This is a genomic window from Chelativorans sp. AA-79, assembly GCF_029457495.1.
Taxonomy (GTDB): Bacteria; Pseudomonadota; Alphaproteobacteria; order Rhizobiales; family Rhizobiaceae; genus Chelativorans.
Map to the genome: position 1 here is coordinate 4,988,063 of NZ_CP120361.1, position 15,562 is coordinate 5,003,624.

At 63.0% G+C, this 15,562-nt stretch carries 17 protein-coding genes; 11 read left to right on the forward strand and 6 right to left on the reverse strand.

The window, feature by feature from the left end; genetic code table 11:
• The first annotated feature begins 50 nt into the window (after positions 1-50).
• The 9 genes from PVE73_RS24200 (at position 51) to PVE73_RS24240 (ending at position 10,025) form a co-directional block, all read left to right on the forward strand.
• Positions 51-1,112: a CoA transferase gene (locus PVE73_RS24200; protein WP_277364688.1), complete on the forward strand. Its 1,062-nt coding sequence runs from the start codon at positions 51-53 to the stop codon at positions 1,110-1,112.
• Between the two features lie 2 nt (positions 1,113-1,114).
• The gene (locus PVE73_RS24205) at positions 1,115-2,371 is read left to right on the forward strand and encodes a CoA transferase (protein ID WP_277367562.1); all 1,257 of its coding nucleotides are present in this window, start codon (positions 1,115-1,117) and stop codon (positions 2,369-2,371) included.
• Between the two features lies 1 nt (position 2,372).
• Positions 2,373-3,185: a MaoC family dehydratase gene (locus tag PVE73_RS24210; RefSeq protein WP_277364689.1), complete on the forward strand. Its 813-nt coding sequence runs from the start codon at positions 2,373-2,375 to the stop codon at positions 3,183-3,185.
• Positions 3,186-3,446: 261 nt separating this feature from the next.
• Entirely contained in the window at positions 3,447-4,565 is a 1,119-nt protein-coding gene (locus PVE73_RS24215; protein ID WP_277364690.1) for a mandelate racemase/muconate lactonizing enzyme family protein, read from the forward strand.
• An 87-nt stretch (positions 4,566-4,652) separates the two neighbouring features.
• Complete coding sequence (locus PVE73_RS24220; protein ID WP_277364691.1) at positions 4,653-6,182, forward strand: ABC transporter substrate-binding protein; 1,530 nt, start codon at positions 4,653-4,655, stop codon at positions 6,180-6,182.
• Between the two features lie 12 nt (positions 6,183-6,194).
• Positions 6,195-7,130 (forward strand): ABC transporter permease, encoded by a 936-nt coding sequence (locus PVE73_RS24225; RefSeq protein WP_277364692.1) that lies wholly within the window; start codon positions 6,195-6,197, stop codon positions 7,128-7,130.
• Complete coding sequence (locus tag PVE73_RS24230) at positions 7,130-8,002, forward strand: ABC transporter permease (RefSeq protein ID WP_277364693.1); 873 nt, start codon at positions 7,130-7,132, stop codon at positions 8,000-8,002. The genes PVE73_RS24225 and PVE73_RS24230 overlap by 1 nt, the downstream gene beginning before the upstream one ends.
• Positions 8,002-9,006, forward strand: a complete 1,005-nt coding sequence (locus PVE73_RS24235) for an ABC transporter ATP-binding protein (RefSeq protein WP_277364694.1) — start codon at positions 8,002-8,004, stop codon at positions 9,004-9,006. Before PVE73_RS24230 ends, PVE73_RS24235 begins: the two co-directional genes overlap by 1 nt.
• Positions 9,003-10,025 carry a dipeptide ABC transporter ATP-binding protein gene (locus tag PVE73_RS24240; RefSeq protein WP_277364695.1) on the forward strand — a complete coding sequence of 341 codons (1,023 nt, stop codon included), beginning with the start codon at positions 9,003-9,005 and terminating at the stop codon, positions 10,023-10,025. Before PVE73_RS24235 ends, PVE73_RS24240 begins: the two co-directional genes overlap by 4 nt.
• A gap of 216 nt (positions 10,026-10,241) precedes the next feature.
• On the opposite strand, the gene PVE73_RS24245 is transcribed toward PVE73_RS24240, so the two are convergent.
• Positions 10,242-10,343 carry an epoxide hydrolase N-terminal domain-containing protein gene (locus PVE73_RS24245; RefSeq protein WP_277367563.1) on the reverse strand — a complete coding sequence of 34 codons (102 nt, stop codon included), beginning with the start codon at positions 10,341-10,343 and terminating at the stop codon, positions 10,242-10,244.
• Between the two features lie 460 nt (positions 10,344-10,803).
• Positions 10,804-11,220: a VOC family protein gene (locus PVE73_RS24250; RefSeq protein WP_277364696.1), complete on the reverse strand. Its 417-nt coding sequence runs from the start codon at positions 11,218-11,220 to the stop codon at positions 10,804-10,806.
• Positions 11,221-11,323: 103 nt separating this feature from the next.
• On the opposite strand from PVE73_RS24250, the gene PVE73_RS24255 reads away from it, so the two are divergent.
• Positions 11,324-12,217 carry a LysR family transcriptional regulator gene (locus PVE73_RS24255; protein WP_277364697.1) on the forward strand — a complete coding sequence of 298 codons (894 nt, stop codon included), beginning with the start codon at positions 11,324-11,326 and terminating at the stop codon, positions 12,215-12,217.
• Positions 12,218-12,273: 56 nt separating this feature from the next.
• Here PVE73_RS24255 and PVE73_RS24260 read toward each other — a convergent pair whose 3' ends face one another.
• Together PVE73_RS24260 and PVE73_RS24265 are read right to left on the reverse strand one after the other, a co-directional pair.
• Positions 12,274-12,759, reverse strand: a complete 486-nt coding sequence (locus tag PVE73_RS24260) for an anthrone oxygenase family protein (RefSeq protein ID WP_277364698.1) — start codon at positions 12,757-12,759, stop codon at positions 12,274-12,276.
• Positions 12,760-12,762: 3 nt separating this feature from the next.
• The gene (locus PVE73_RS24265) at positions 12,763-13,599 is read right to left on the reverse strand and encodes an NAD(P)H-binding protein (protein ID WP_277364699.1); all 837 of its coding nucleotides are present in this window, start codon (positions 13,597-13,599) and stop codon (positions 12,763-12,765) included.
• Between the two features lie 258 nt (positions 13,600-13,857).
• On the opposite strand from PVE73_RS24265, the gene PVE73_RS24270 reads away from it, so the two are divergent.
• Positions 13,858-14,349: a TetR/AcrR family transcriptional regulator gene (locus PVE73_RS24270; RefSeq protein ID WP_346772385.1), complete on the forward strand. Its 492-nt coding sequence runs from the start codon at positions 13,858-13,860 to the stop codon at positions 14,347-14,349.
• A gap of 42 nt (positions 14,350-14,391) precedes the next feature.
• On the opposite strand, the gene PVE73_RS24275 is transcribed toward PVE73_RS24270, so the two are convergent.
• Together PVE73_RS24275 and PVE73_RS24280 are read right to left on the reverse strand one after the other, a co-directional pair.
• Entirely contained in the window at positions 14,392-15,033 is a 642-nt protein-coding gene (locus tag PVE73_RS24275; protein WP_277364701.1) for a 5'-methylthioadenosine/S-adenosylhomocysteine nucleosidase, read from the reverse strand.
• On the reverse strand, positions 15,030-15,491 hold the full coding sequence (locus tag PVE73_RS24280; RefSeq protein ID WP_277364702.1) for a PaaI family thioesterase: 462 nt from the start codon (positions 15,489-15,491) through the stop codon (positions 15,030-15,032). Before PVE73_RS24280 ends, PVE73_RS24275 begins: the two co-directional genes overlap by 4 nt.
• Between the last annotated feature and the right edge of the window lie 71 nt (positions 15,492-15,562).

The window sequence follows — 15,562 nt, forward strand, 5'->3', positions numbered from 1 at the left end:
GCTATTGCATCCGGATGCAAGGCTGTCTATGGTGCGCGCAGGAGAATGCCATGGCAGCAGCACTGGGCGCATTTCGTGTCATCGATTTGTCGGGATCCATCGCCGGCCAATATTGCAGCAGATTGTTCGCTGATTTCGGGGCGAATGTAGTTCTGGCGGAGCCGGCGGGAGGCTCGCCGGTACGGCGGATCGGGCCTTTCGACGAAGCTGGCCGCTCCCTGACCTTCTTTCACCTCAATTTTGGCAAGGAGATTGTCGACCTGCCCCCATCCAGCGATGCGCTTTCGCAACTCCTGGAGAATGCGGACGTCGTCGTCGTGCCGGCTGGGGTGGCCGGAGAGATTCAGGCAGTCGCCGCAGACGATTGCATCTGTGTCGAGGTGTCCTCCTTTGGCGCAGACGGGCCTTACCGAGACTGGAAGGGGTCCGAGCTGGTTTATCAGGCCATATCCGGTATGATGGCCAACAATGGCGAAGGGGGTCGCGAGCCGCTTTACGGCGTTGGAAACCGTGCGTCATACGCTGCCGGTGTCGCGGCCTATATCAGCGCAGCGACAGCGCTCTATGCGCGAGCGAGGGGGGCCGGCGGGCAGGTCGCGCGCGCGGACGTGGCCGAGACGGCCGCCGCCATGTGTTTTCCCTACGTGCTGCAATATGCCTATAACGGCACGGATCGCCGCCGGGGCGATCAGGAGATCCCCGCCGGGCAGGTTCTTTGCCGTGGCACGTGGGTTTGCATCTGGATCTATCCTCATCGTTTCAGGGCGTTATGCGAGACGCTGAGGCTTGAGAGCCTGCCGGACGACCCGCGATTTGCGAACCCCGCGGCGCGCGCTCGGAACTGGTCGGCACTCTTCGACATCATTCAGGAGCATCTGCGCAACGAGGATGCGGAAGACGTGGTCCGCCGCCTGCAGGAAGCGCAGGTCATCGCGGCGTGCGCCTATCGGCCGACCGAACTGTTGAACAGCCCCCATCTTGCCGCGCGTTCCTATTGGGAGGGCTTCAGCGACGAGGCGGGCGATCACCTCATTCTTGGCCCGCCTTTCCGCATGTCGCGAACGCCGAGGCGGAGAAGTGCAGGGAATGCAATCGCGGGAGCCGCGGAGTGACGATGCTTCCCCTCGATAATATCCGCGTTCTCGAACTGACCACGGCCTGGGCCGGGCCCATGGCGGGTCGTGTGCTGGCGTATCTCGGTGCAGACGTCACGCATGTGGAATCGCCCACGCGTACCAATACCTGGCGGATGAACAAGGGGAATCCATCCGGCGTGAACTATCCGGATTTCGATCCCGGCGAGCGGCGCTGGGATCGGGCATTTCTGTTCAATTCGCAGAACGTCAACAAACGGTCGCTCGCCATCGACATCAAAACCGGGGACGGACTCGAGGCTGTCCGCGGGCTCATCATGAAGAGCGACGTGCTCATCTGCAATTTCCGGCCCGGCATGCTGCAGCGGCTGGACCTGGATTATGACACTCTGTCCCGGACACGGCCCGACATCATCGTTGCGGAGATGCCAGCATTCGGCCTGGAGGGGCCACACTCCTCCTACGCCGCGCTGGGACCCACCATGGAGATGGCCGCGGGCATGTCGGCGATGATTGCCTATAAGGACGGGAAACCCACCGTGACGGGCCCCTCCTACCTCGACCCGATCGGCGGCTTTAACGCCGCCGCCGCCATTTTGACTGCCCTGCTTCACCGGCAGGCCACGGGCGAGGGACAGCACATCGAGGTCGCGCAGGTGGAGGCTGCCATGCAGTTCATCGGGCCCGAGATTCTCGCTGCCGCCGCGCACGGCAGGGATGCGCTGGCTGACGGCAACCGGGTCGACTTCGCTGCCCCGCATGGTGCCTATCCGGCAAGGGGCGAGGACGAATGGATCGCCATCGCGGCTGAAGACGAAGAGCAATGGCGCGCACTTTGCCGCGTCATGGGAGATGAAGAATTCGCCACGGACGCGCGGTTCGCGACGCTGGCAGCACGCAAGCAGAACGAGGACGCGCTGGACTCGCTGATCGCGAGTTGGACCAAGGGGCTGGACAAGCGCGACCTAGCCGGCCGTCTCCAGGCTGCCGGGGTCATCGCGGCCCCGGTGAACACGCCACGGGATATTGCGGCCTCCGAATATCTGGCCTGCCGGGGCTTCTTTGCCGAACTCGATCACCCGGTGGCAGGCCAGCACCCGCATCCAGGCCTGCCGTTTCACCTGTCCCGCACCCCCGGCGCCTACCGATCGGCAGCGCCCGGCTTTGGTGCGGACAACACCCATCTCCTGCGGGAAGTCCTGGGCCTGCCTGCGGAGAAAGTCGCGGAAATGGAAAAGACTCGGGTCATTGCCACTGCGCCTGATGCGGAGGCCTGAGATGAGCTTCTTTCCGGCAAGCATGATGGTCACGGCGAAGCTGGACGACAACCCCAGATACAAGGGCAGTGTCCATGATGACGAGGTCGCGCGCGCGCAAGGGTTTCGCGCGGCCCTAATCCCAGGAGCATTCGTCTACGACTATGTGACCCGCCTAGCGGTCCGCGCATGGGGGATGGATTGGATCGCACGCGGCGCCGTAACCGCGCGGTTCCGCCGTCCGGCCTATGACGGCGACGTGCTGACAGTCTCGGCTGTCCCTGGGCCTGTGGTCCATGGCGGGCCCTCCGCGGAGGTGGGCGTCAGCAACCAGGATGGCGAGACCGTTCTTGTGGGAACGATAGGACTCCCGCAGATGCTGACAGACGTGCCCGACATATCGCAGTTGGAATTCCTGCCGTCGCCGGAGCCGCGCCCGTCGGCCGGTGCCGAGGACGTGATGCCGGGGCTGCGCTTCGGCACCGTCGAACGGGTCCTGACGGAGGAGGATGTCGCAGCCTCCCGCGCCGCCATGGCGAACCATGAGCCGATCTATTCCGAGAACGGAATTGCCCACTCCGGCTGCATGGTCCGGCTGACCATGGGCGATGTGCTGAGCAGCTACAAATTTCCCTTGGCGCCGGTATTCACGGCAGTGGAGACACGGAACCTGGCACCTTTGCGGGCGGGGCGGCGGATAAGCACATCGGCGCGGGTTACAAAGGTTTTCACGCGCAACGGGAGGCGCTATTTCGAGAGCGAGGAATATCTCGTCGCCGACAGACGGGAGGTGGTGGCGCGGCACGTGCGTACCAACCTTTTTGCCAGCGATTGAAGTCTCCTGAGCACTGCGGCGAATGCGACGCCGCCTGGAAGGCCGTTGCCAATTGAATGGCTCGAGGCAGAAAAGCAGTCGCCACTATTGCATCCGGATGCATATAAGAATAGGCTGAAATCGAGGAGGCAGTCTGGTGGGAGGACAACAGATGTCGCGAACAGAGCGGTCGTTCGCCGACCGCGAGGCCCGGCGGCCCGTGCCTATTCCCGATGCAATCCGCGCCGGATTCGAAGCCATCAAGCATGTGGGTGTTGCGGCATGAGCGGCCTGGTGATCAAGACAGTCGAAACACTGAGGGTGAAATGGCGCCCGGAGGACCCGCCGGGCCTCCGCAGCGCCTTTGTCCGCGTCATCACAGAGGACGGTCTGACGGGCTACGGTGAAGCCTCCCCCATGCTGGGCGGCGAACATTCCCTAGGCATCGTCGATCGCGATCTCGCGCCGGAGCTTATTGGGGAGGACTTCCACGACAATGCCGTCCTCTACGACCGACTCCTGCACAAATGCGTCAAGCTCGGCCCTGAAGGTGCCGTTACCGGGGCCCTGGCCGCGATCGACATCGCCTTGTGGGATCTCAAGGGCAAGGCGCTCGGGCTCCCCGTCTACAAGCTTCTCGGCGGAGCCTGGCGCACCAGGATACCTTTCTACTCCTCAATCGGCGGCAACGCCCGGCGCACGGTCGATGAAACGCTTCGGGTGGTGGAAGCGCGGCTTAGGGCCGAGAACCCGGCGGCGATCAAGATCCGGTGGGACGGCGACCGCACGACGCAGGACGCCGACGTAGCCGGAGACATCGCCAAGGCGAAGGCGGTCCGCAAGCTGGTCGGCGGGGACTTTCCCTTGGCATTCGATGCCAACAATCTCTACAGCGTGGGCAGTGCGGTCCGGGTGGGACGTGCGCTGGAAGACCTCGGCTATATCTGGTTCGAGGAGCCAGTCCAGCACTATGATATCCAAGGTATGGGCGAGGTCGCTCGAAAGCTCGACATCACCGTCTCGGCCGGCGAGCAGTCCTACACCACCCAGGCGGTGCTCGATCTGATCCGTGCCGGCGTACGCATGGTTCAGCCGGATATCGTCAAGATGGGGGGCATCACCGGGCTGATGAAGTGCGCCGCCCTGTGTCAGGCGCATGGAGTCGAACTGGTGCCGCATCAGACGCAGCCCACTCTCGGCCACATGGCCAATCTACATGTGCTTGCTACAATCATGCACATGACCAAGCCTGCCGAATATGCCGACCCGTCGGGCCGCATGGACGGCGGTTTCGTTGAGCCGCTGCGGCCCGAGGACGGGCACTTCACGCTTCGCGAGGCAGCGGGCCTCGGACTTGAAGTGAATGCCGCCGAACTGGAGGGGCGGCTCGCTAGACCCTAAAACCGCAACTCGGGAGGAGAACCGATGGGAATATCAAGACGAGCACTCTTGCAGGCGGGTGCCGCTGGCCTTGCGGGTTCAATCGCAATGCCCGGGATCTTGCGTGCGCAAAACTCGAACGACGTGATCCGGATCGCCCTTTCCGCCGGCGGGCCACGCAAGGTCGATCCCAATCAGACGACGCAAGGTGCGGACAACTGGTCGACCGAGCAGATGTTCGAGCAGCTGGTACGGCCGCCGGACGGCTTGTTTGCGGCCACCGATGACGAGTATGTTCCCACGCTCGCCACGAGCTGGGAGACCTCTGACGACGGCAGGACCTGGGTCTTCCAAATCCGTCAGGGAGTGCAGTTCCACAAGGGCTACGGCGAGATGACCGCCGAAGACGTGGTGCACAGCTTCAACCGTGCCCGCTTCGACGGCGTGTCCACGGCGGTTTTCACCAACATCGAGGATGTCCAGGCAACCGGGGCCCATGAGGTCACTTTCAAGCTCAAGGGCCCCGACCCGCTGTTTCTCGGATCGACCGTGTTTCAGAATGCTGCGTCCATCGTTTCGAAGAAGGCGGATGAGGAGAAAGGCGAAAGTTTCCACACCGATTCGATCGGCACCGGTCCTTATCACCTCGACCGGTTCGACATCGAAAACGGTGTCTATATGAGCCGGCATGAGGATTATTGGGGAGAGCCTGCCAAGGTCCCGCGCATCGAGTGCGTCTACATCGCGGACACCACGGCACGCACGCTGGCCCTGATCTCCGGGGAGGTCGACATCATCGAGGCGGTGCGTGCGCCGGGCTGGATCGACCAGATCAAGCAGCGCGATTCCTCGCTGCTGGTCGATATGACCAACCCGGGCTCGTTCATGACGATCCACATCAACCTTACCGCCGAGCCGTTCGACAACCCGCTGGTGCGCAAGGCGATCGCCACCGCGATCGATACGGAAGTCGTCGCCAATGCGCTGGCGCCGATGGGCCGGCCGACCTACACGCTTTCCCCGCCGCACTACCCGACCGGATGGGCGCACGAGGATTTGCCCGAAGAGCTGCGTTACGACTACAACCCGGATCGTGCGCGCGAGCTCCTGGCGGAGGCAGGCCACCCGAACGGCATCCAGTTCGAGGCGAATACGAGCCAGCGCGAGGACTACCGCTCCACGATGCTGATCGTGCAGGAGTTGATGCGCCCTGCCGGCATCGACATGCAACTCAATATCATGGACCACTCGGCGTATCACGGCTCCAACCGGCAGGATCAGAACACGCTTGCCCTGCATTCGGCGAGCTATCCGCCCGTACCGCTGGACTACATGATGCGGTATCTATCGAGTGGGGCGGAGGTGAAAGCCGACGGGACGGGCGGCGGCAACTACTCCCATTACGGAGTGGCAATGCCCGGCGTGGACGACATGCTGGAAGGCATGCAGCTTGCCAAGAGCTTCGACGAGTATGTCGAGATAGGCCGGAAGATCGAACTCAAGCTCCAGGACGATCTTCCCGTGCTCGGAGTGAACACGTTGGGCTATACGACGGTGCGCAGCCCCAGGGTCGATCTCGGCTACGAGGTCAATGGCGGCTATGCCCGCTGGCGCTTTCACAAGGCCACCAAGTCCTAGGCAGACTGTCGCATGGCGAGATATATTTCCTTAAGGATTCTGGACTCCATACCGACCATCTTCCTGGTCCTGTCGCTGGTATTTCTCGCCATGCGCATCCTGCCGGGCGATCCGGCCATCGCAGTGCTGGGCGAGAACGCCCGGCCCGACACCATCGCCCGCTTCCGCGAGCGCTTCGGTCTGAACGATCCGCTCTGGCTGCAATATGTCAAATTCCTGGGCGACATGGTCACGCTGGATTTCGGCAGTTCCCTGGTCAAGGACGTGCCGGTTCTCACGCTGATCAAGAACAACCTGCCCTATACGATCGAACTGACGATCGCTGCGATGCTGATCGGCATCACCGGCGGAATTCCGCTGGGCGTGTGGGCGGCGATCAACCGCAACAAGGCGCCTGATGCCGGTTTCCGGGTCTTTTCGCTCGTCGGCTACGCCGTTCCGGATTTCTACCTCGGAGCGGTGCTGCTCATCGTCTTCGCCCTCAACCTCGGCTGGTTCCCGATCAACGGGGCGGGGGACGGAATCCTGGATCGTATCCATCACATCATCCTGCCGGCCGTAACCTTGGCGATGCTGAAGATCGCCTTTCTGGGGCGACTCTCACGAACCTCGCTGCTCGAGGTTCTCGGCAAGGACTATGTGCGCACGGCGCGGGCGAAGGGCGCGCGGGAACCGCGCGTGATCTACAGGCACGGCCTGCGAAATGCACTATTGCCTCTGTCCACCGGTCTGGGACTGTCCGTGCTCACCACCTTGTCGGGATCGGTTGCGGTTGAGCTGGTCTTCAACCGCCCCGGCATCGGGCGACTCCTGATCGATGCCATTTCCGAGCGCGACTATCCGGTGATCCAGGCAGGGGTTGTGATCTTCGCCTCTATCGTGGTGATCATCAATCTGCTGATGGAACTGGTCTATGTCGTCGTCGATCCACGAATCCGGGTGAAGTGATGTCGATTGCAGATCCAGTAAAGATCCCCGACGAACCGGGGTTTCTCTCCACCTTCCTGCAATCGGTTCTGCTGCAGCCGGCGGGTCTGATCTCGGCGATTGTGGTGCTGTTCTTCGTGCTGGTGGCGATCTTCGCGCCGTGGCTTGCGCCGCACGATCCGATGGCGCAGAGCTTCCTTGCCATCAACGCCCAGCCTTCGGCGGAACATCTTCTGGGTACCGACCAGTTCGGCCGGGACGTGCTGTCGCGCATGATATACGGCTCGCGCAATTCGCTGATCATCGGCTTCCTTTCTCCGGTCTTCGCCGCACTGATCGGTGCGACACTGGGCGTGACGGCCGGCTATTTCGGAGGCATCCTCGACCGCGTGGTCACGCGCGTGATCGACATGCTGATGGCATTCCCCGAACTGCTTCTGGCGATACTCATCGCCGCCGCCCTCGGCGGCGGGTTCTGGAACGTCGTCGCTGTGCTGACAGTCGCCTTCACCCCGGGGTTCGCCCGCGTGGCGCGCGCCTCCACGCTTTCGGTGAAGGAAGAGCCATATGTGGAGGCGGCGATCGCCTCCGGCGTACGCACACCCCTGATCATCGTCAGGCATGTCGTTCCAAACATTGCCGCACCGATCGTCGTGCTCCTGACGCTCTGGACGGCTTCCGCTATTCGCCTGGAAGCGACGCTCAGCTTCCTGGGCATCGGCACCCAGCCGCCTGCGCCGAGCTGGGGCAACATCATCCGGGAGGGCCTATCCAACCTGTTCGCGACATCCTGGCCGATCCTGTCGGCGGGCCTCGCCATAACCATTGTGGTCATGGCGATCAGCGTGATCGGCGATACGATGCGCGACATCCTCGACCCAGAGATCAACTGATGCAGCCACTGCTCAAGATCGAGAACCTGACAGTCGAGTTCGGCCAACGCAGTGGCCCGATTCAGGTGCTGAACGGGGTGAACATGACCGTCGGCGTCGGCGAGGCGGTGGGGCTCGTTGGCGAATCGGGATCGGGAAAATCGATCACGTCGCTATCCGTGCTCCGCCTTCTGTCGGAGCCACCGGCGCGGATCACCGGCGGGCGGATCGAATTCCAGGGCAGGGATCTCCTGGCCTTGCCGAAGTCCGCCATGCCGGCGATCCGTGGGCGCGACATCGCAATGATATTCCAGGAGCCGATGAGCTCGCTCAATCCCGTCATGACCGTCGAGGCGCAGATCTCGGAAGCCCTGATGCTGCACCAGCCCATGAGCAAGGCCGAGCGCCGGGCACGAGCCATAGAGCTGATGAGCCTGGTCGGCATTCCCGACGCGGAGGAGCGGCTGAGGGACTATCCGCACCAGTTCTCCGGTGGTATGCGCCAGCGCGTGATGATCGCCATGGCGCTTGCCTGCGATCCCAAGCTTCTGATCGCGGACGAGCCGACCACGGCCCTCGACGTGACGATCCAGGCCCAGGTTCTCGACCTGATGCGCCAGCTCCGCAGCAAGCTGAATACGGCCGTGCTGTTGATTTCCCACGATCTCGGTGTCGTGGCCGAACTCTGCGAACGTGTGGTGGTGATGTATGCGGGCCATGTCGTGGAGGATGCGGACCTCGCTTCGCTGTTCGAGCGGCCGCAGCACCCCTATACGCGTGGGCTGCTGGCGGCGGTGCCCTCGCTCACGGACGAGCGCGACCGGCTCTACCAGATCCCCGGTTCTGTTCCCCAGGCCGGCACCATCCGCAAGGGCTGCCCCTTCCATCCGCGCTGCGGGCTGCGCCGCGATATCTGCGCGGAGAAGATGCCGCCTATGACCAGACGTTCGCCGCGGCACAGCGCGGCGTGCTGGGTCACGCAAGAGACCGATACACCGGCACCAGCGAGGGAAGCGGCTTCATGAAGACGCCCATCATTCGCGCGGACAATCTGGGCAAGCTCTTCGCCGACCGTGGAGGGCTTTTGTTCGGAAAGCCCGAAGGCGGGGTCAAGGCGGTGGACGGCGTCAGCCTAGAGATCGCCCGTGGCGAAACGCTTGCGGTTGTGGGCGAATCGGGTTGCGGTAAATCCACCCTGGGCCGGCTCCTCCTCCGCCTTATCGAGCCGTCGGAGGGGCAGGTCTTTCTCGAGGGCACCGAGATCACCGGGCTTTCGGTGGCCGAGATGCGGCAGTTTCGCCGCAAGGCGCAGATCGTGTTCCAGGACCCTTATGGTTCGCTTAGCCCGCGTAGGAGCGTCGCGCAGATCATCGCCGAACCCTTGGAGGTCTTCGGTCTCGTCAGGAGCCGCAGAGAGAGGCGGGAGAAGGTCGCCGATCTTCTCACGCAGGTAGGATTGCCCACCGGCGTGATGGACCGGCATCCGCGCCAGTTTTCCGGCGGGCAGCGCCAGCGCATATGCATCGCGCGCGCCATCTCGGTCGACCCGAGCTTCATCGTAGCCGACGAGCCCGTGTCGGCGCTGGACGTGTCGATCCAGGCGCAGGTCATCAACCTGATGCAGGATCTCCAGAAGGAGAAGCAGTTTTCCTTCATGTTCATCGCCCACGACCTTGCCGTCGTGCGGCACATTGCACACCGCGTTGCCGTCATGTATCTTGGGCGCATCGTCGAGCTCGGAAGCAAGAAGCAGATCTACGAGGCGCCGCAGCATCCCTATACGCAGGCGCTGCTTTCGGCGGCGCCCGAGGCGACGCTGAACAAGCCGCGCCGGCGTATTGTATTGCAAGGCGACGTTCCCAGCCCGCGCAAGGTGCCACCAGGCTGCAGCTTCCATACCCGCTGTCCCATCGCCCAGGACATCTGCCGGCGCGAGCGGCCACCGCTCCGGGATGTGGCGGGAGGGCAGGCCGCCGCCTGCCATTTTGCAACGCCCAATCCGATTCCGGTCGAAACCCTGCCGGAAAGAACGGCGGCACAATAGCCGCCAGGAGCGTGCCCGATCACCTACAAAGTGGGGAAAAGACGCGGGACGCTACGAAACAAGCGAGACGTTCCGGTTTCCCACCAAAACGTAAGCCTTCGATCTGGCCCTGTTCCATGCCGCCCTCCGCATATTTCGTTAGCCACGGTTTCCCGGCTCGAACGCGGCGCCGATGTCTTTGGACCCCTTACCCCCGGCGTGGATAAAATGGATTTCCTAACCACCGACGGTCGCGGTGACCTGTGGAAGCCGGTTCAGCCGGCGTTCCTGTGCGCGCCAGTCGAACCCGTCGCGCCAGTAATCGAGCAGGCGGTGCATGAACGGCAAGCTGATCCCGTCCTCGGCATCGCTTCGGAAAATGGCGCCGGGAGCCTGGCACCGCGCAGTCGCCGCTGCAGATCATTGATTTGATCGTTTGAGATATGGATTCTAAATGGGCGCATGCAGCCTGGTCCTCTGATCGATAGGCATGGCGGCCGATCGGTCCTCGCGCGGCTTTCACCCTTCGCTTCAGCGCCTTGTTCCTGGCTGAAGGCCATCTCCTTGTACAGGCAGCAGATCCGTTTGGCATTCACGTTCCAGCCCGCAACAATACATGCACGTGCCGATAGCCGTAGCGCACGCGCGTCTCGGCGGCCTACTCAATCTTGTCGAAGCTCCGATCGGCGAGGATATTCTTCAGCCGGTTGTCCTCGTCCTGAGAAGCGATCTGCGCCTCCGTTGGCCGGCAGGCGCACAGCCCGCCGGCGATGGCGATTTTCGTCGGCCTGCATGGCGGCTATTCGTCCATGCCGGATGCCGCTTCCATGTCCATCCACATGGGCTCGAAGACATGACCGTCGGGATCCTCGAAGGTGCGGACATACATGAAGCCCATGTCCTGCCTGTCGCGGATGTCAACCTTGCCGCCGGCGGCCGCCGCGGCCTCGGTGATGGCGTCCACCTCTTCACGGCTGTCGCGCGAGAGGGCGAACAGCATGCCGGTCGCCTCCCGCGGGTTCGCGATTGGCTTCGCCGTGAAGGTCTTGAAGTAGTCGTGCGTCAGCAGCTGGAAGGTGATCGTGTCGGACCAGACCATCGAGGCTGCGTTCTCGTCGCTGAACTGCTCGTTCTTCCTGCACCCGATCGCCTCGTAGAAGCGGATCGAAGCGGCGAGATCCTTCACCGGCAGGTTCACGAAAATCATCTTGGGCATTGTCGGTCTCCTTTGAGTTTGGCCCCTCTCGCATAGCATTTCTCAATATTGCGAATAATCCCTCCAATACGCTATATACTCTCCAGGAAATTGGGATAATGGAATGGCCCGGCTTGAAGATCTGGAGACGTTCATCGCGATCGTCGAAAGCGGCAGCCTGACGGCCGCCGCGAAGCGGCTGCGGCGTCCGCTCCAGTCGGTGAGCCGGTCGCTCTCCGTGTTGGAGCGGGATCTCGGCGTCGAACTCGCGCGCCGGACGACGCGCCGGATGAGCCCGACAGAAGCCGGGCTTACCTTCTACAACCGTGTGAAACCCGCGGTGGCGGAAATAGAAGAGGCGCGGCATCAGGCGGGCAATCGCCGCATCGAAGCCACGGGCCTTTTGCGCATCGGCGCCCCGGTGTTCTTCGCTCCCGCCTATATCGTGCCCGCCGCCGTCGAATACATGGCGCGTCACCCTCGGGTCGAATTGGACCTGAAACTGTCCGACAAGTTTGTCGATATTGTCGAAGAGCAGCTCGATCTGGCGATCAGAATAGGGGATCTCCCTGACGCCGAGTTGAAGGCGAGGCGGTTCGGCGCGCTGCGCCGCGTTTTCTTCGGTGCGCCAGCCTATTTCGAGGCGCATGGCCGGCCGGATCACCCCGCCGCGCTCATCGAGCATCAATGCGTCGTGCGGTCCGTATCGCCCAGCGATTCCCGATGGCCGTACAAGGATGGAGATACAATCAAATCCGTCCGGGTGTCGGGCCGCTTCCGGGCGGATCACGGCGCGTCCATGTATGCAGCGGTGGCTGCCGGCCTGGGGATCGGCTTCACGCCGTTGTGGCAGATACGTCAGCTCGTCGACGAAGGGCGGGTAGAACTCATTCTCGTTGACAATGAGCCCCCTCCTGTTCCGATCCACGTCGTCTGGCAAGGCGGCAAGCTGATGCCGGCGAAAACGAGGCTCTTCATCGATGTCCTCGCCCGTCGTTTGAAGAACGCGCGGCTCTAAACGCTCCACGACAGCGGCGCCAGCGAGGCGTACCCACCACCTTGCCACAGCTCTGCTCACTCGGCGGCGAGAGCCATGACGAAACATGTCAGCGCCGCGGCCGACGAGATCGTCCGGACGTGGTTCCAGAACGTCCAGTCCTGAAGAAAGCGCGCCCAGACATCGGCCGCCTGCGCGGAGACCGTATCGACGCGCGCCAGCGCGTCGTTAAGCGGCACATTGAAGGCGATCGTGACGACGAACATGCCGAGCACGTACATGACGCCACCGGCGAGCGTCGCGATCGCACCGGGCTCGCCAAGCCGGAACAGGGCGAGAAAGACGAGTGCGGCAGCCGCGAGAGTGGTGCCGAAGAAGAACGGCATGAACAGTGAACGATAGATCACCACATTAATAGTGTTCATGACAGCGACACCCGCCACCTGGTCGACGCGGCCAAGCGCCGCCATGATGAACGCCGAGAATGCGAAGTAGACACCCGCAAGCAATCCACAACCGACGACGGTAAACCACAGCAGGGCCGATATGAGGTGCTGGCTCATGACTCAGGTCCTCCACACGCCGGTTTCCACCGCCGCGCGAACATAGTCCGAGAAATCGCGCGGTGCGCGGCCCAGCGCCTTTTGGACGCCGTCCGTGACGTGTTCATTCCGCCCGTCCAGCACTTCGCGGGTCAAGCGCTTCAAAAGCCCGACAAATTCCGCCGGAATATTTTCCTGCTTATCGAGTTCAACCGCGTAGTCCTCGACCGATAGCGGAATGAAGCGGATGTCACGGCCGGCGGCTGCAGCAATCTCGGCAATGGCCTCGCGGAAGGTCAGCAGGCGCGGACCCGTCAGTTCGTAGAGTTGTCCGATGTGGCGGTCATCCGTCAGCGCCGCGACCACTACGTCGGCAATGTCTTCCGCATCGATGAACGGCTCCAGAACGCCATCGCGTGGGAAGGCCACCTCCCCGGCCAGGATGCCATCAAGGAAGAAACTCTCGGAGAAGTTCTGGGCGAACCAGCTGGGGCGGACCACGGTCCAGTCCGCACCCGAAGCCACGAGGACCTGTTCGGCCTCCTGCGCCTCGTCCTCGCCGCGGCCTGAAAGCAGCACCAGGCGCTTCAGGCCCTTTTGCACGGCAAGAGAGGTGAAGGCGCGGATTGCCTCGTCCGCACCCGGCAGAGCGAGATCCGGATAGTATGAGATGTAGGCGGCTTGCACGCCGTCGATCGCCGCGCCCCAGGTATCGGCGTCGTTCCAGTCGAAGCGCGGGTTTGCCGAACGCGATCCGATGCGAACGTTGAAAGCCCGCGAAGTGAGGCGGTCTGCGACGCGGCGCCCGACCTTTCCTTTGCCGCCGATGACAAGAACGGGGTCATGAACGGTGATGCTCATTTGGTTCTCCCTACAAATGTGAGTCTATCTCATATTTACAAAAGCGATAAATCCTCATATTATTGTTGTCAAGGAAAATGTGAGGGTTTCTCATAAATGACCAGGCGGCAATCGAGTTCAAAAGCCGGCGCGGAGCATCAAGACACGAACAGGCGCTCGCGTGTCACGCCCACGCAAAAGCGCAGCCGCGAGCGGATGGAGCGCATCCTGGGTGTGGCTACGGAACTCATCGCCGCGACCGGAAGCGACGCCATGCGGATGAGCGAGGTGGCCGAACGTAGCGGCATCTCGATCGGGTCGCTGTATCAGTATTTTCCCGACAAGCGGGCGATCATCGCCGCATTGGCAGACCGCTACCACGAGACCAGCCGGGCGTGCATAGGCGAGGCGCTGTCGGAAGTGGAAACCCTCGATGAGTTCCGGCAGGCCTTTGCCGAGCTGATAGAGATCTATTTCCGGCTCTTCCTCGGCGAGCCCGCCATGCGGGACGTGTGGTCCGGCACACAAGCCGACAAGACCTTGCTGGATATCGAGCTCCTGAACAGCAGGGAAAACGGCGACCTCGTCGCCGACACGTTGGCCAGGCTGATGCCCGCAGCGGATAAAAAAGCACTCGCCACCAGGGCTTTCCTTGTCATGTCATTGGGCGAGGCCACCATGCGTCTGGCGATTTCCGTCACGCCTGAAGAAGGCCGCCTGATCGTGGAAACCTATAAGCGCATGGCGCTGAAAGAGCTCACGTCCAAGTAGCTCGGCAGTCGGAGCCGTGTCCATAGGGACCTGCCGCGGCCGCTATAACGCGATCGCACCGTCTCCGATCGCCGCCTCCAGACGGTCGACGGCTGCGGCAAGTTTTTGGTCTATGACGTGAAGATACTGCATCCAGTCGCCCCCGTGACGCAGGTCTGCGGCGCCATCCGAGATGCCGCGGAGGGCAACGAGAGGCACGTCGAGGCGCTGGCATGCGCGAAGGCATGCATAGGTTTCCATATCCACCATGTCGGCGATGATGCCGTCATAGGCAGTGCCGCTGACGATGCTGCCCCCGGTGGAGAGCGTGGCCTCCGCAATTCCGGGAATGCGGACGGGCAGCGGCACTTCTCTCGGCAAATCGAGGAAGGGGGTGACGCCCTTCTCGAAACCGAGCGGCGAGGCATCCATGTCGCGGTAGGACACCGAAACCGCCTGATAGACCTCCGTCTGCTCGAGCGTGCGGCTGCCGGCGGAGCCGAGCGAGACCACCAACTGGGGAGGCGTCCCCCGGCTCTTCAGATGCGACAGCGCCGCCGTGAGCTCCACCGCCGCCTCGACGGGTCCGACGCCCGTCATGAACGGCCGGAAGCGCTCTCTCAGATGCAGGCCGTACTCCGCCTCCGCGGCCATGACGAAGAGCACGGTCCGGCCGGCAAGGCGCGAGAGCGGGGTCTCCCTCATCCTGCGATCCCCTGGCGGCCGACGACGGTCATCATGGTGCCGGTCATGGTGGCAATCAGCTTCGCCTCTCCCTCCCGGTCATAGGCATAGGCTTGGCCGTCGGCGACGATGATGGTGCGGCCGGGCTTGGTGACCGAGCCACGGAACAGGAAGCGCTCGCCCCGGCCCGGCGCCAGAAGATTGACCTTGAACTCGATGGTGAGCACGCCCGCATCGGCGGGCATCAGGGAATAGGCGGCGTAGCCGCAGGCGGCGTCCAGCGCCATGGAGATCACGCCTGCGTGGAGGAAACCATGCTGCTGCGTGAAGCTTTCGGAATGGGGCATCTCGATCTCGACGGTGCCCGGTGTGACCAGGGTCAGCTCGGCGCCGATGGTGGCCATCGCCTTCTGGCGGGCGAAGCTCGCGCGCACCCGCGCCTCGAAATCCCCCTCCGCCACGACCCGTCGATCCGCCATTCGCTCTTTCCCTGCTTTTGCCCGTTATGGCAAAGCGCCACCGGCAGGGCAATCGGCAGATTGTAGAGGCT

Excerpts from the sequence above, each read along its gene's own strand:
- PVE73_RS24275 (WP_277364701.1), bottom strand. The coding sequence starts at position 15,033 with ATGAGGGAGACCCCGCTCTCGCGCCTTGCCGGCCGGACCGTGCTCTTC.
- PVE73_RS24235 (WP_277364694.1), top strand. The coding sequence starts at position 8,002 with ATGCAGCCACTGCTCAAGATCGAGAACCTGACAGTCGAGTTCGGCCAA.
- PVE73_RS24215 (WP_277364690.1), top strand. The coding sequence starts at position 3,447 with ATGAGCGGCCTGGTGATCAAGACAGTCGAAACACTGAGGGTGAAATGG.
- PVE73_RS24230 (WP_277364693.1), top strand. The coding sequence starts at position 7,130 with ATGTCGATTGCAGATCCAGTAAAGATCCCCGACGAACCGGGGTTTCTC.
- PVE73_RS24270 (WP_346772385.1), top strand. The coding sequence starts at position 13,858 with ATGAGCGAGGTGGCCGAACGTAGCGGCATCTCGATCGGGTCGCTGTAT.
- PVE73_RS24255 (WP_277364697.1), top strand. The coding sequence starts at position 11,324 with ATGGCCCGGCTTGAAGATCTGGAGACGTTCATCGCGATCGTCGAAAGC.
- PVE73_RS24220 (WP_277364691.1), top strand. The coding sequence starts at position 4,653 with ATGCCCGGGATCTTGCGTGCGCAAAACTCGAACGACGTGATCCGGATC.
- PVE73_RS24225 (WP_277364692.1), top strand. The coding sequence starts at position 6,195 with ATGGCGAGATATATTTCCTTAAGGATTCTGGACTCCATACCGACCATC.
- PVE73_RS24280 (WP_277364702.1), bottom strand. The coding sequence starts at position 15,491 with ATGGCGGATCGACGGGTCGTGGCGGAGGGGGATTTCGAGGCGCGGGTG.
- PVE73_RS24200 (WP_277364688.1), top strand. The coding sequence starts at position 51 with ATGGCAGCAGCACTGGGCGCATTTCGTGTCATCGATTTGTCGGGATCC.
- PVE73_RS24240 (WP_277364695.1), top strand. The coding sequence starts at position 9,003 with ATGAAGACGCCCATCATTCGCGCGGACAATCTGGGCAAGCTCTTCGCC.
- PVE73_RS24265 (WP_277364699.1), bottom strand. The coding sequence starts at position 13,599 with ATGAGCATCACCGTTCATGACCCCGTTCTTGTCATCGGCGGCAAAGGA.
- PVE73_RS24205 (WP_277367562.1), top strand. The coding sequence starts at position 1,115 with ATGCTTCCCCTCGATAATATCCGCGTTCTCGAACTGACCACGGCCTGG.
- PVE73_RS24260 (WP_277364698.1), bottom strand. The coding sequence starts at position 12,759 with ATGAGCCAGCACCTCATATCGGCCCTGCTGTGGTTTACCGTCGTCGGT.
- PVE73_RS24250 (WP_277364696.1), bottom strand. The coding sequence starts at position 11,220 with ATGCCCAAGATGATTTTCGTGAACCTGCCGGTGAAGGATCTCGCCGCT.
- PVE73_RS24245 (WP_277367563.1), bottom strand. The coding sequence starts at position 10,343 with ATGCACCGCCTGCTCGATTACTGGCGCGACGGGTTCGACTGGCGCGCA.
- PVE73_RS24210 (WP_277364689.1), top strand. The coding sequence starts at position 2,373 with ATGAGCTTCTTTCCGGCAAGCATGATGGTCACGGCGAAGCTGGACGAC.